General features: G+C 45.4%; 12 protein-coding genes. 8 read left to right on the top strand and 4 right to left on the bottom strand.

From position 1 onward, the window contains the following. Positions 1-14 precede the first annotated feature (14 nt). From MKY19_RS02835 to galU, 4 genes are all read left to right on the top strand, one after another. Positions 15-560 carry a DUF1697 domain-containing protein gene (locus MKY19_RS02835; RefSeq protein WP_042184608.1) on the top strand — a complete coding sequence of 182 codons (546 nt, stop codon included), beginning with the start codon at positions 15-17 and terminating at the stop codon, positions 558-560. A 219-nt stretch (positions 561-779) separates the two neighbouring features. Further along, positions 780-2,933 (top strand): glycosyltransferase family 39 protein, encoded by a 2,154-nt coding sequence (locus MKY19_RS02840; RefSeq protein ID WP_339800145.1) that lies wholly within the window; start codon positions 780-782, stop codon positions 2,931-2,933. 78 nt (positions 2,934-3,011) lie between these two features. After that, positions 3,012-3,992, top strand: coding sequence for a glycosyltransferase family 2 protein (locus MKY19_RS02845; RefSeq protein ID WP_339800147.1), 981 nt, complete (start codon positions 3,012-3,014; stop codon positions 3,990-3,992). A 20-nt stretch (positions 3,993-4,012) separates the two neighbouring features. Next, entirely contained in the window at positions 4,013-4,924 is a 912-nt protein-coding gene (galU, locus tag MKY19_RS02850) for a UTP--glucose-1-phosphate uridylyltransferase GalU (RefSeq protein WP_339800150.1), read from the top strand. A gap of 375 nt (positions 4,925-5,299) precedes the next feature. On the opposite strand, the gene MKY19_RS02855 is transcribed toward galU, so the two are convergent. From MKY19_RS02855 to MKY19_RS02865, 3 genes are all read right to left on the bottom strand, one after another. Then, a complete protein-coding gene (locus MKY19_RS02855; protein ID WP_076116777.1) occupies positions 5,300-5,866 on the bottom strand; it encodes an FAD-dependent oxidoreductase in 567 nt (188 codons plus the stop codon). Positions 5,867-5,947: 81 nt separating this feature from the next. After that, positions 5,948-7,531 carry a HAMP domain-containing sensor histidine kinase gene (locus tag MKY19_RS02860; protein ID WP_339800154.1) on the bottom strand — a complete coding sequence of 528 codons (1,584 nt, stop codon included), beginning with the start codon at positions 7,529-7,531 and terminating at the stop codon, positions 5,948-5,950. Further along, positions 7,528-8,211, bottom strand: coding sequence for a response regulator transcription factor (locus MKY19_RS02865; RefSeq protein ID WP_076116779.1), 684 nt, complete (start codon positions 8,209-8,211; stop codon positions 7,528-7,530). The genes MKY19_RS02860 and MKY19_RS02865 overlap by 4 nt, the downstream gene beginning before the upstream one ends. A 463-nt stretch (positions 8,212-8,674) precedes the next feature. On the opposite strand from MKY19_RS02865, the gene MKY19_RS02870 reads away from it, so the two are divergent. The 3 genes from MKY19_RS02870 to MKY19_RS02880 all read left to right on the top strand — a co-directional run bounded on the left by MKY19_RS02870 (position 8,675) and on the right by MKY19_RS02880 (position 13,594). Then, positions 8,675-9,838, top strand: a complete 1,164-nt coding sequence (locus MKY19_RS02870; RefSeq protein ID WP_042184623.1) for a glucose-1-phosphate adenylyltransferase — start codon at positions 8,675-8,677, stop codon at positions 9,836-9,838. A gap of 122 nt (positions 9,839-9,960) precedes the next feature. Beyond that, positions 9,961-11,064 (top strand): glucose-1-phosphate adenylyltransferase subunit GlgD, encoded by a 1,104-nt coding sequence (glgD, locus tag MKY19_RS02875; protein ID WP_042184625.1) that lies wholly within the window; start codon positions 9,961-9,963, stop codon positions 11,062-11,064. A 97-nt stretch (positions 11,065-11,161) separates the two neighbouring features. Beyond that, complete coding sequence (locus MKY19_RS02880) at positions 11,162-13,594, top strand: glycogen/starch/alpha-glucan phosphorylase (protein WP_149644652.1); 2,433 nt, start codon at positions 11,162-11,164, stop codon at positions 13,592-13,594. 87 nt (positions 13,595-13,681) lie between these two features. On the opposite strand, the gene MKY19_RS02885 is transcribed toward MKY19_RS02880, so the two are convergent. Next, positions 13,682-14,161, bottom strand: a complete 480-nt coding sequence (locus MKY19_RS02885) for a GAF domain-containing protein (RefSeq protein WP_042184630.1) — start codon at positions 14,159-14,161, stop codon at positions 13,682-13,684. 227 nt (positions 14,162-14,388) lie between these two features. On the opposite strand from MKY19_RS02885, the gene MKY19_RS02890 reads away from it, so the two are divergent. Beyond that, positions 14,389-14,670: a hypothetical protein gene (locus tag MKY19_RS02890; protein WP_094874766.1), complete on the top strand. Its 282-nt coding sequence runs from the start codon at positions 14,389-14,391 to the stop codon at positions 14,668-14,670. Positions 14,671-14,716: the final 46 nt, after the last annotated feature.

Genomic DNA, 14,716 nt, shown 5'->3' on the forward strand with positions numbered 1-14,716 from the left:
ACGGAGTGTATTCTATGACTACCTATATTGCGCTGCTGCGTGGAATTAACGTCGGCGGGAACAAAATTATTAAAATGTTGGACCTGAAGGCGATGTTTCAGACTCTTGGATTTGAAAATGTACGAACGTATATTCAGAGCGGAAATGTTGTATTTGAGAGTGATGAAGGTTCGGAGAGTCTGCTTACTGGAGTCATTGAACGCCAGATTCATGAGGTGTTTGGTTTCGAGGTCTCTGTTATGATTCGTACACTGGCTGAGATGGAGAACGTGATCGCTAACGATCCCTTTCAGCTCTCCGAGCCAGAGGAATTCAAAAGATGGTATGTTACTTTTTTACCAGTCGAGCCTTCAGCGGAAGCATTGGATAAACTGCGCACTTATGAGGATGGACCAGATAAAGTGCGTTTTGTCGGCAGAGAGATGTACGTGTTATATGAGGTCAGTGTGAGCCAGTCGCCGCTTTTCAAGGTTCCTTTTGACAGAATATTGGGTATGACGCTTACAGCACGTAATTGGAATACGGTGAATAAGCTCGTTACTATGGGCAGAATGGAATAGTCTATTTTAAAATATTTGCTTGGGTTGGGATTTGAACAGAAAGCCTCCACAGTTGTGGGGCTTTTTTTGCGTTCTGGTGGCCTTGTATATTCAGCAAACATTCAGCTTGGACTCATTGAGAGTTAAGGTAAGGGTGAAATAATACACCTACAGAAAGTTTGAACCGGGGGCACAGAACTGCCGGAATTATAGACGATCAAAGGATAGGAGTGGATGGAGATGAGTAGGTTCAAAAAAATAAGCTCGGATCTTATACTTTGGCTCATTTTATTACTTGCCGCTTTTTTGTATGGTTATGGAGTTTGGAACGACCACTATGTGAATACATACTACACCACCGCGGTGGGAAGTATGCTGCAGAACTTTCATAATTTCTTCTTCGCTTCATTGGATTCCGCGGGTTCAGTAACGGTGGATAAACCACCAGTTACCTTTTGGATTCAGACACTTAGCGCGCTTATCTTCGGGCTGCATGGTTGGAGTGTGATTTTGCCACAGGCACTCGGCGGCGTGGGCTCCGTGTTACTTGTATACCTGCTGGTGAAGCCTACCTTTGGCAGAGCGGCAGCACGTATAGCAGCTCTAGTCATGGCGACTACTCCGGTAGCAGCGGCAGTCAGCCGAACGAACAATATTGATGCGCTGCTTGTATTCACCCTTCTGCTCGCGGCATGGTTTCTATTTAAAGGGACGAAGAGCAACAAGCTGGGTAGCCTTCTTACCGCATTTGCGTTAATCGGTGTTGGGTTTAACGAGAAGATGCTGCAGGCGTACATGGTTCTACCGGCTTTTTATTTCTTTTATGTCTTAGCTGCCAAAGTGAATTGGAAGCGGAAGACGGGAGTATTGGTAGCTTCCACAGCAATGTTGCTTGTGGTCTCCTTATCCTGGGCAGTGATCGTGGATTCGATTCCCGCCAGCAAACGGCCTTATATCGGCAGTAGTGGTACCAATTCAGTGCTGAATCTTGCTTTTGGGTACAATGGCGTTGCCCGATTAACAGGGGATCGTGGGGCAGGTGGTGGTGGCGGTGGAATGCCAGGAATGAATGGCGGTGAGATGCCAAACATGAACGGTGAAATGCCCGCTATGAATGGTGAGATACCGAACATGAACGGCGAGATGCCAGCTATGAATGGGTCAGGCAGTAATAGTGGCACTGATGGTGGACGTGCAGCATTTTCGGGCCGGCAAGGCACAAATTCGACCTCGAATAGCCAGACTGGTGACGATGATGGAGGTGCACCAGGTCAGCCTCCTAGTGGAACAGACAGTCAAGGCCGGCAATTTGGTGGCGACGACGGCGGGCGAGGAAATCGCGGCGGCATGAATGGCGGTGGAAGCGGAGGCGGAATGTTCAATACAGGAACAGCAGGCCCACTGCGCCTGTTCCAATCAGAACTGTCAGGTCAAGCTAGCTGGATGCTGCCTTTCGTATTGCTAGGCATTATTGGATTGTTCGCCAATCTGCGGAGAAAGAACTTTACCCAAGCTCATAAAGAAGCTCTCTTCTGGTTAGCGTGGTTAGTGCCCATTATGGGGTTCTTCAGTATCGCGGGGTTCTTCCATCAATATTATCTGGTGATGATGGCTCCACCAGTTGCAGCATTAGTCGGTGCAGGATGGTCAAAGCTCTGGACGCTATATCGCGAGCACTCTGGTTGGCTGTCTTGGCTATTGCCAGCCGCAACGCTGGTTACAGCAGGTTTCCAGTGGTACATTGTTCATCCTTATAACGATACGATCGGCAGTGGCTGGTCCATTGGGATTTTAGCTGCAGGCATAGTGGTTTCGCTGGTACTGGTAGTTCTTAAAGGCATGAAGAAATCCTTTATTTATACGACAGGCATTGCAGCCGTATTAGTATTGTTAATTGGGCCGCTCTACTGGGCAGCTACTCCCATTACTTATGGTTTGAACAGTCAAACCCCTGAGGCGGGCCCGACTAGTAGTGAGGGTAGAGGGGGAATGGGAGGCAGTCCAAGCAATTTTGGACGTAATAGCGCCGCAAGTGCGAATGAGAGTCTGTTGTCCTATTTGGAGGAGAACAATACTGGGGAGCCTTATCTTTTTGCTACATTGGATTATGGTACAGCAGCTCCTTATATCGTTGACAAGGGTGCATCGGTTGTTATTTTGAACGGATTTTCTAACTCAGACACCGTGTATACCCCAGATACCCTAAAGGCGTTTGTAGAGAGCGGAAAGGTGAAGTACTTCCTGATCAATAGCGGTGGTATGGGTGGTGGACGCGGGGGAAGCTCCGAGTTGACGACTTGGATCACAGAGAATGGTACAGAAGTTCCAGCAGCCGATTGGGCAGGAAGCGATGGAGGAAACAGCGGGACATTATACAAAGTTACTGTAAACTAGGCGAATGTTAATCCTATGAGGCGTGTTATGAGATAGATCAGGCACGCTTCATTATTCAAATTTAAGGAGGAGCTGCTCATGAGTACCAACGTGCGCTATTCCATTATTATACCAATGTTTAACGAAGAGGCGGTCATTCAAGAGACGTATCGACGTATCAAAAAAGTAATGGGTTTAACTAATGAAGTGTATGAGCTGATCTTTGTGAATGACGGCAGCACAGATAATTGCGCCCAAATGATTGAGGAATATAGCTACTGGGATGAAAGTGTGAAGCTGATCGACTTGTCTCGTAACTTTGGACATCAGATCGCTATTACTGCCGGAATGGATTACGCCCTAGGGGATGCAGTTGTCATTATTGATGCCGATTTGCAAGATCCGCCGGAACTGATTCTGGACATGATTGCGGAATGGAAGCAGGGGTATGAAGTTGTATATGCCAAAAGGATAAAGCGCAACGGAGAATCCTTATTCAAAAAGTGGACGGCCAGTCTCTTTTATAGAGTGCTACGTTATTCAACCGATATTTCAATACCTGTAGATACGGGGGATTTCCGCCTCATCGATCGTAAAGTCTGTGAGGAGCTCAAACGCCTGCCGGAGAAAAATCGGTTCGTACGCGGGCTAGTCAGCTGGGTCGGTTTTCGGCAAAAAGCCATTGAATATGAACGCGATGAACGTCTGGCTGGAGAAACTAAATATCCGCTGAAACGGATGATCAAGCTCTCTCTGGATGGAATTACTTCCTTCTCTTATAAGCCGCTGAAGCTGGCAGGATACCTTGGTATGCTGCTGTCGGCCTCTGGTTTTCTATATCTGATGTATGTGCTATATCTGGTGATTTTTACGGATTCAGTCGTTAAGGGCTGGGCATCGATGATCGGAATCACACTGACCTTTAATGGCTTTGTGCTCATTATGTTAGGGATTCTGGGTGAGTATGTCGGTCGGATTTATGATGAGACCAAGGGACGTCCGCTCTATATTGTTCAAGAGTTCTATGAAGGTAAGAAACAGCAGGATGTTCGTGAGCAGCAAGTTCTACATCGTCAATAAATGCAAGGGAGGGATTCGTTGTGAAGATTAGAAAAGCGGTTATTCCCGCCGCGGGTTTAGGCACTCGTTTCCTGCCTGCAACTAAGGCTCAGCCCAAGGAAATGCTGCCCATTGTGGATAAACCGGCGATTCAATATATCGTAGAAGAAGCTGTTCGATCCGGCATTGAAAGCATCATTATCGTGACGGGCCGCAACAAGAAGTCGATTGAAGATCATTTCGATAAATCAGTGGAACTGGAACAGACGCTTTTGGAAAAAGGAAAAGAGGAGCTGCTTCGTGAAGTCCAAGCGATTAGCGAACTGGCCAGCATTCATTACATTAGGCAAAAAGAGCCGCTAGGACTAGGTCACGCCATCCTTTGTGCGGAACAGTTCATTGGCGATGAGCCCTTCGCTGTTCTGCTCGGTGACGATATCATGGTCTCGGAGGATCCGGCGCTGCTGCAAATGATGCGATTGTATGAACAAGAGGAGAAGACCATCGTCGGTGTTCAGCAGGTACCACGGCAGGAGGTTCATAAATACGGAATTATTTCATCAAGCGGTTCTCTACAAGGCGTCCATGAAGTTAAAGGTTTGGTGGAGAAGCCCTCCCCGGATACGGCACCTTCAGAGCATGCGATTATGGGGCGTTACATTTTGGAGTCTTCGATATTTTCAGTGCTGGCTAACCTTGAACGGGGAGCAGGCGGTGAATATCAACTGACTGATGCATTGCATGAGGTATGCCGTAATGAAGGTTTGCTGGCCCTGGATTTGATCGGCAAACGTTATGATATTGGTGATAAATTCGGCTACATTCAGGCTACGCTGGAGGTCGGATTGATGCGGGAGGAGTTGCGTCCATTACTGGTTCCGTATTTGCAAAAGCTGGCTGCGAGTCTGAAGGAAAGTGAAGAAGTGGGGGCGTTACCTTGGGGTACACGCTAGTGATTGAAGGAGACTGTTTCAAACGATCCTAACATCGTCTTCGGCGGTGGTGGGATGATGTTTGGGGCAGTTTTTTTGCGCGTGGGGCGTTTAAAGGGAAGGTGGGGATGAACAAATAAGTGTACTTTATACTATTAAAAAGCGCATCAGACTGCTACGTATCGACTTAGTTGCACTTGATACACTTATTTCTTCATAATCCAATGGAAACACTCTTTCCATCTGTTTTAAGTTGCATAAACTACACTTAAAAAAGTCATAAAGGGGGCTAAAGTATGAAATAACTGCACCAAGTGCAGTTATTTTTTGCGATATAAAAAATCCGGAGGACAGATTCCTAAGAATCGTCTCCGGATCTATATTTTCAGTCATTTATTAAGCCTTTAGTACATCATGATCCACGTAACGCGTACCATTTAACTCGCTAATCACATTAATGGCTACCTTCGCGCCATCGCCTGCCGTAATAATGGCATGTACACTTACTCCGGCAACGGTACCTGCAGCCCAAATGCCTTCAATATTTGTTTTGCCTTCTGGATTAACAGCGACAACTGTTTTGATTCTTGGCTCTGTACCATCCTTAGTTTCCACCCCTGCTTTGGCGGCTAGATCGGTAAGGGCGCCTGTTGCAAGAATAACATGTTTGGCTTCATAAATGATTCCATCTTCGGTCTCAATGACAAATCCATTGCCGCTGGAAGTGAGGTTAATAGCTTGTTCTGCTACCAGCTCAGCGCCGAATTTGACGGCTTGCTTATGTCCGGTTTCTACGAGATCAGGACCGCCTACTTCGGAAATTCCATAAAAGTTCTCAAACCATCCTCTACGGGTCATGCCTTTATCATTGTCGATCAGCAGCGTTTTTTTGCCCGCCTTGGCGGCGAACAGGGCTGCGCTTGCACCGGCAGGACCGGCTCCAATTACGGCGATTTCGTACATTTTTTGACCTCCTCAAAGTTTTGTGAAGCAAAACTGGCATCATAGACATAGGCTTAAGTCTATCATCTATTATAACGGTTGTTACTCTCTCTTGGCTAATCCTTCCTCGCAAGGAAGGGTAACCCTAAACGTTGTTCCCTCACCGAGAGTGCTGCTTACACTAATCTTGCCGTGATGTGCCTCCACGATAGACTTGGTAATAGAAAGGCCGAGTCCAGATCCACCATATTTTCGTGTGCGAGAGGAATCGCTGCGGTAGAAGCGATCGAAGATATGTGGGATATGCTCTGGAGAAATCCCGCAGCCGTTGTCTTGCACCGTTAAAATGGCCTCATTTCCTCTAGCATGTAAAGAGAGATGAATGGTGCCAGATTCTGTATCCGTATGCTGAACTGCATTGTGGAACAGATTCAGAATTACCTGTTTGATTTTATTGGGTTCATATTTACCATGGATGCCATACGAGATATCAAAAGTAACTTTGCGCTGATCCGCTAACAAGAGCAGATGCGGCTTCATTTCGGAAATGACCTCACCGAGCAGCAGATCCGTCATCCGCAGTTGAGGGGCGCCGTCCATCCGAGCGAGCAGCAGCAAATCCTCCACCAGCTTATTGATCCGTTTCGATTCGCCATGCATGCTTCGCAATGAATTGTATAACTGTTCTTTGTTGTCCGCAGCGCCACGCAGTAAGACCTCCAAAAAACCGTGGATTGAGGTCAGCGGCGTTCGCAGCTCGTGAGAAGCATCGGCAGCGAAGCGGCGCATCTGTTCCTTGGCTTCCCGTTCATTATGAAAGGATATTTCGAGACGCTCGAGCATACCATTGAATGAATGGGCCAGCTTGTCGATCTCAGTCTGGCCTTGGTTAATTGGAAATCGGATATCCAGATTACCGGCATCAATGATCTCGGCGGACTCTCCCATATTTGAAAGAGGGACCAGCGTCTTTCGAAGGGCAGGCAAGTATAGGAAGAAGCCAGCCAATAAAGCAATCACTGACAAACCTGCGTAGATCATCAATTGCTGTAAGATTACATCCGTAAGAGGTCCGGTATTCACGCTCATTTGGAGAAGCAATCGAGTATTTCCAGGTCTATAGAGATTCACGAATATAGCCAGATGTTCAGTGCCGTCATCGGCCTCTATGAGCTTGTAATTTCCTGTTGCTCTATCCGTGGTATGAATGAGCAGATTATTGTATTGCTCATTCGTTAATCTAGGCGCGGCTGAATCAGATAAAGTCATTTGCTGTAAGTCCCTGAAGGTGCCATCTGAGCTATAAATAGCGAGGGTTGTATGGGCATCCAGCAGGAGTGGACGCCTATTCTCACCGGTTCTTTGACCATTTGGGATTTTATTCTCGCCGTTTCTTTCCCCCGGCAAATTGCCGTTATACTCGGTGTTTCCCTCATTCGGAGTTGTGGTGTCCTCGTCATAGGAATTGAAAAAGTTGAAAAACATCTCACGGGGAACAGAACGTATTTGCGCTTCCATAGACTCTGCTCTATTGCTATATATGAAATCCCGCATGAGTATATATTGTAATACTCCGATTAGAAGAAGCAATCCTGATAGAATGAGCAGCGAAATGGCTAGCAGCTGTTTGCGTAGAGAACGTGGTGCGGGCAGCTTACGAAACCATTTAGAGAAGCGCGTACTCATAGATCTACCCGGTAGCCTGCTCCCCGCAGGGTACGGATAATACGGTGCTCCTTATCCCCGAGCTTCTCGCGAAGCGAACGGATATAGACCTCAACGATATTTTCCTCACCACCAAAGTCATAGCCCCACACTTTATCAAGAATCATGGGTTTACTTAGTACAAGGCCGTGATTAATAACGAGATACTGTAATAACTCGTATTCCGTGGGTGAGAGTTCAAGGACTTCTTCCTTGAAGCGAATTTCTTTTCTACGGCTATCAATTCGGAATGGACCGCAGCGCACCTCGCCGAGCAGACCTGGAAACTGATTCCGTAGCCGCGCTTGAATTCGGGCAAGCAATTCGTCGAAGCTGAAGGGCTTGACCATATAATCGTCAGCACCAATAGTGAGACCCTTGACTCGATCGTCCACTTCATCCTTTGCAGTTAGCATAATAACGGCTAGTTCCGTCTCTTCCGAGCGAAGGTAATGACATAACTCGAATCCATCCATGCCAGGCATCATGACATCTAGGATGGCTACATGTGGCTTGAACTCAGCAGCGACCGAGATGGCTGTGATTCCGTCGGGTGCGGTTCTGACTTCAAATCCTTCGTTAAGGAGACCCAGCTCTAGAAATTGTAATATATGAGGCTCATCATCTACGAGCAGTAGTCGAACGCCTTGAGCTGCTTTCATCATAGGTACCTCCAAATCAGTGATAGATAGCTACATTATGACATATTCGGTTGAATGTTTGCTGAAGATGAGTCCCTTTGCTTTACGATTAAAGGAGCCTTTTCTTATTTCATGATGATTCAAAGCGGTTAATTTAGTTATAAGTAATATTAATGTGTTTAATAACAAACAAGGTTAAAAAAATCGGATTTTCGAAAATGTGATAAAGGGTTTTGACGGCGGATATAGAACACTTTACAATAAGGATAATCTCCTGATTTTGGTGAAAGTTACCCATTTTAGGAAAGATCATTCGACCGTGTTACATTTCCTTCCACGTTTTTCTCATCTTTGTCCATCTTCCTATCAAGGCTCATTTCTTTCAAGTGTATTTCTTGTTCATTCATTTCTTTTTGGAACTTCTGTTCATTCAACCTGTGCTTGCTGAACTTCATATTACCCATAAGTCAAGGGAGGCTTTTCCATGAAGAAAAAGGAAATGGTAGCCATGCTATTGGCTGGAGGCCAAGGCAAAAGATTGAAAGGTTTAACCAAATCGCTTGCCAAGCCCGCTGTTTATTTTGGAGGGACCTATCGGATCATCGACTTCCCTTTAAGTAACTGCTCCAATTCAGGTATTGATACAGTTGGTGTGCTGACTCAATATGAGCCACTCATACTGCATTCTTACATCGGAGTAGGCAGTGATTGGGATTTGAACCGTAAGAACGGTGGGGTATTCGTGTTGCCACCGCATGAACGTGAGAATGGAAGCAGCTGGTATCGGGGAACAGCCGATGCGATTTATCGGAATCTTAAGTTTGTGGATCAGTTTGATCCAGAGCATGTTCTTATTCTGTCCGGTGATCACATTTATAAAATGGATTATCACGCTATGCTTCAATACCACAAGGAAAGAAACGCTGATTGCACAATTTCTGTCATTGACGTTCCGCTGGAGGAAGCAAGCCGATTTGGAATTTTGAATACGGAGGACGATCTAAAAATTTACGAATTTGAGGAAAAGCCCGCTCAGCCAAAAAGTACATTAGCTTCTATGGGTGTGTATATCTTCAAATGGGAGGTTCTCCGCAAGCATTTACTAGAGGATGGGGAGAATGTAGGATCATCCCACGATTTCGGCAAGGATATCATTCCTTTGATGCTGGAGGACGGAAACTCCTTATTTGCGTACCCTTTTGAAGGATACTGGAGAGATGTAGGTACAGTAACTAGCTTATGGGAAGCAAATATGGATTTGCTAAGCGATACTCCGCCACTTAATCTAAATGATCCCAGCTGGCGCATTTTTACACGTAATCCGAATCAACCTGCCCAATATGTTGCCCCTGGGGCGAAAGTGTCAGGCTGCATTATTAATGAAGGCTGCATAGTGCACGGAGAAGTGAATCATTCGGTTCTCTTTTATGGGGTAGAAGTGGGTGAAGGAAGTGTAATTACGGACTCCGTGATTATGCCTAAGGTCAAGATTGGCAAGAACGTACGCATTCATAAAGCGATTATTAGTGAGAATACGGTAATCGACGATTATATGGAAATAGGCATCGAACGGGAGAACGAGAACGAAATTCTGCTGATCGACAATAAAAGCAAAAAACGTAAATCAGCTGTGGCCAAAACCATATAATCAAGCTAAAATGCCTTCGGCGTCCTTCTAGGGACGGTAAGCGTTTATGCGAGATTTATAAGGATAAAGTATATCGTGAAACTTATACTTTCTTATAAATTATAAGAGGACGGTGGATTCCGATGAAGCAACTCATGGGTGTAATTAATCTGGATCATGAACTCGACAAACTAAATGAACTCACTTATTTCCGCTGTGGTGCAGCCGTACCTTTTGCCAGTCGTTATCGGTTGATTGATTTCGTGCTTTCTAATATGATGCGTGCAGACCTGGAGAGCGTTGGCCTGTTTGTCCGCCGTAAATACCGTTCTCTAATGGACCATTTGGGTGACGGGAAATCGTGGGATATGAACCGCAAGCATGGGGGATTATTCATTTTGCCTCCAGACTGGAACGATCCAACGGATACTTCTCTCGGGGACTTACAGCATTATCATAACAATCTGGATCTTTTTAAACGGGGATCTGCTAAATATATCGTGTTTTCCGGCAGCCAGCATATCAATACGATCGATCTTCAGGATTTGTACAGTTACCATCTGGAGAAGGGTGCCGACGTTACAGTAGTGTATAAAAAGATTGAAGAACTGCAGCCAGAACATGATCTATGCCAGCGTATTGAAGTAGACGAAGAGAATAAGGTGACTAATATCCATCATGAGAAAGACCATCCTAATTTATATCTGGATATCTTCATTATGGAGAAAAAACTGTTCTTGGAGCAGGTGGAGCATTGCATTGCGCATGGAGAGAGTTATTTTTTCCGAGATGTAGTTCAGAAGAACCGACACAAATTTAATATCGCCGCATACGAATATCATGGCTATCATGCCGTAATTAATTCATTAGAGAGTTATTATAAGAACAGTTTGGAACTGCTCCAGCAGGAGAATTACTTCAGTTTGTTCAAAGAAAGCCCGGTACAGACGAAGATAAAATATGAGGCTCCGACCCGATACTTGGAAAGTGCTAATGTCAGTAATTCGTTGGTGGCTAATGGCTGCATTATAGCTGGAACGGTAGAGAACAGCGTGATCTTTCGGGGGGTTCAGGTACGTAAGGGAGCGAAGATCATCAACTCAGTAATTATGCAAAAATGCGTCATCGAAGAAAATGCGGTCATTGAGAATGTAATTATGGATAAAGACGTACATTTGAGTAAGAATCGAATTCTTGTTGGAGATAGCAAACGTCCATTCGTCATCGCCAAGAGCAGCAAGATCTAACGACTGGATTAGATGAACAAAGCAGTATTAACCTATCTGATCTAATGGCACAGTCTGCTGCACTTCTAATAAAAGCATTTGTCAGGAGGACCTACTGTTGTTTAACGATAAAGAATCTTTCAAACAGGTATTCCGTGAGACCCTCATTGGTAAATTAGGTAAACCGCTTGAGGAAGCCTCGAATGCCGATGTCTATAAAATACTGGGCAACATGATTCGTGAGAACGCCGGGAAAAATTGGGCGGAAACGAACCAGAAATATAAGCTCGATAAAGATAAGCAGGTTTACTATTTTTCAATGGAGTTCTTGATCGGTAGGCTTCTGGGGAACAATCTGTTGAATATGGGTGTACTGGAAGTAGTACGTGAAGGTTTAGCGGACCTTGGCTTTTGTTTGCAGGATATAGAGGAGGAGGAATCGGACGCTGGGTTAGGGAATGGAGGTCTCGGTCGTTTGGCCGCCTGCTTCCTGGACTCACTCGCTTCCCTGCAATATGCGGGACATGGCTGTGGTATACGGTATAAATATGGCCTGTTCGAGCAGAAGATCGTTGATGGGTATCAAGTGGAACTTCCTGATTACTGGCTGCAGAATGATAATGTATGGGAAGTGCGCCGCGAAGACAAGCAGGTTGAAGTTAGGTTCTGGGGGACTATTGAGACCCGCGAAGAGAACGGACGACTCGTATTCGATCATACGCAATATGAGGCTGTTCGTGCAGTGCCTTACGATGTCCCTATCATTGGTGCTGATCGCCGGCATGTGAATACACTGCGTAATTGGAGTGCGGAATCCATCACCCAGCCCTCAAGAACCTTTGGTTCTTTTGCCGGGACGGACTATCATAAGTTTCTGGAGTATAAGCGTTCAGTAGAATCCATTTCGGAGTTCCTTTACCCAGATGACTCTCAATACGAAGGCAAGCTGCTTCGCCTGAAGCAACAGTATTTCCTCTGTAGCGCGGGGCTGCAAAGTATTCTGCGTACCTATGCCAAGCTTGGGATTCCTATAGAATCGCTGCCAGACAAGGTTGCTCTTCATATTAATGATACACATCCAACGTTGGTGATTCCTGAATTGATGAGGATACTGATGGATGTACATGGTTTAGGATGGGATGAGGCATGGAGTATCACGACGCGTATGGTCTCTTACACTAATCACACTATTCTGAGCGAAGCGCTTGAGAAATGGCCTATTCAAATGGTTAGGGAGCTACTGCCACGTATTTTTCTTATCATTGAAGAGATCAATGCGCGTTTCTGTGGCGAGCTTATGAGTCGTTATCCGGGGGATCAGGATCGAATTGCGCAGATGGCGATTATTCATGATGATCAGGTTCGGATGGCTCATCTGGCGATTGTAGCGAGCCATAGTGTCAATGGAGTAGCGGCGCTGCATACAGAAATATTAATGAAGCGCGAGATGCGACTTTTTAATGAAATGTATCCACACCGTTTCAATAATAAGACGAACGGAATTACCCATCGGCGATGGTTACTGCATGCCAATCCAGATCTGGCTAATTTAATCAATCAATCGATAGGGACCCGTTGGGTGAGCCATCCTCAAGAAATGATTGGCTTGATTAAATATTGTGAGGATGCTTCCTTCCAGGAACAAGTAGCCAGTATTAAGCGCCAGAATAAGCTTCGTCTTGCAGAGTACATCTACAGTAAGCATTCAGTACATGTCGATCCTGACTCTATCTTTGATGTACAGGTGAAACGTCTACATGCCTACAAGCGCCAGTTGCTTAATATTTTGCATATTCTGCATTTGTACAATCAAATCAAAGATAATCCTTCGATGGATATGGTTCCACGCACGTTTATATTCGGAGCAAAGGCAGCGCCGAGTTATCATCTGGCGAAGCGGATTATCAAACTGATTAATACAGTTGCGGAGGTAGTCAATAAAGATCCGGATGTTAAAGGGAAGATTCGTATCTTTTTCCTTGAAAATTATTCGGTATCCCTAGCAGAAAAGATCATTCCTGCAGCGGACATCAGTGAGCAGATTTCTACAGCCAGCAAAGAAGCATCCGGTACCGGGAATATGAAGTTTATGATGAACGGTGCATTGACGGTAGGGACGATGGATGGCGCAAATGTAGAAATGCATGAAATGGTGGGAGACAACAATATGTTCCTGTTCGGACTTCGTGCTGAGCAGGTCATGGATTACTACCAGCATGGTGGTTATCATGCGCGTGATATTTACAACGGGGATAGTCGTGTGAAAGAAGTGCTGGATCAGTTAATCAAACCAGGACCTATATGTTGTCACGCTACGGAGTTTGAGAGCATTTTCCACTCTCTTCTGGATAATAACGATGAGTTTTTTGTCCTGAAGGATTTCGCTAGTTACGTTGAGACGCATGTCGAAATTGATCGGGCATATCGCAACCGGCAAGAATGGCTGAAGAAGTCCATTATTAATATTGGTCATTCCGGTAAATTCTCCAGCGATAACACAATTAGTCGCTATGCAGCTGAGATTTGGAACATTAGTCCGGTTCGACTGTAAGATCAACATAAAAAGGCTGTCTTATAAGTAGGTACCCCTACAAATAAGACAGCCTTTTTTCTTATGGGATATAAAACGAAGAAATTTTTAGATAGCTTCCGATACTAAAGCTGCGAACCGCTCCAGAAACCGGCGTTCTTCATCATCAAAGCGATCCTTGAGCGGACTGTCGATATCAAGTACGCCAAGCAAGCGATCATCCTTTATTAAAGGAACAACAATCTCGCTGTTGGAGGCTGCATCACAGGCGATATGACCTGGGAATGCATGCACATCACCTACTACAAGTGTGCGCCGCTCGGCGGCTGCCGTTCCGCACACCCCGCGAGATAGCGGAATTCGAATGCATGCAGGGAGGCCTTGAAAAGGTCCAAGTACTAGCTCCTTGCCGTCAAATAAATAAAAACCGGCCCAATTCGTATCCGGTAGAGCGTGTTTAAGTAGTGCCGAAGCATTTGCCAGATTGGCTGTAGCACTTGGTTCGTCCTTTATCAATGCTTCGAGTTGGATTAGAACGGCTTCAAACTGCTCGCTGCGCGTTCCATCATATGGCATAGCTTGAAACATGAAGCATCACCTTCCTGTACTTTAAATTCAATATGAAACCATAACTGTAACTAACAACATAGTACAGCTATGAGGGGTACGTCAAGACACAACATTGTTTTGTAATTTTTTGGGATGGGCTATGATCCCTCTGTAGCACTGAACCCTTGTGGTGATGTTTCCAATGAACTGTCATAGGGTAATGCAAGAGTAAATACCGAAGGCTTTGTTGCCAGAAGGAGTGGAATATGCGCGCTGATGTACAGAACTTGTTCATAGGAATTCACATGCTTTATTGTGCTCATGATAAAGATGTGACGATCTCGGAGATGCTGCTCGGACTGGAAGACATGGGGTATCGTGTAGGAGAACGCGAAGTGAAACAGGAATTGGAAAAGCTGACGCTGGACAACTTTCTGACTGCACATAGTGAAGGGTACAGTATTACTGGCACGGGTATTGAAGAGTTCAAGGATATTCGAGCCAAACTTCAGGTGCTGTGTAGTGAAGTTATTCAGGGAGCAGAATGAAATCATTTAAAGCAAAGTTCCATAAAAGTGTCTGTATCAAGGGAGA

Source organism: Paenibacillus sp. FSL R5-0744, from assembly GCF_037972555.1.
Classification (GTDB): domain Bacteria; phylum Bacillota; class Bacilli; order Paenibacillales; family Paenibacillaceae; genus Paenibacillus_AQ.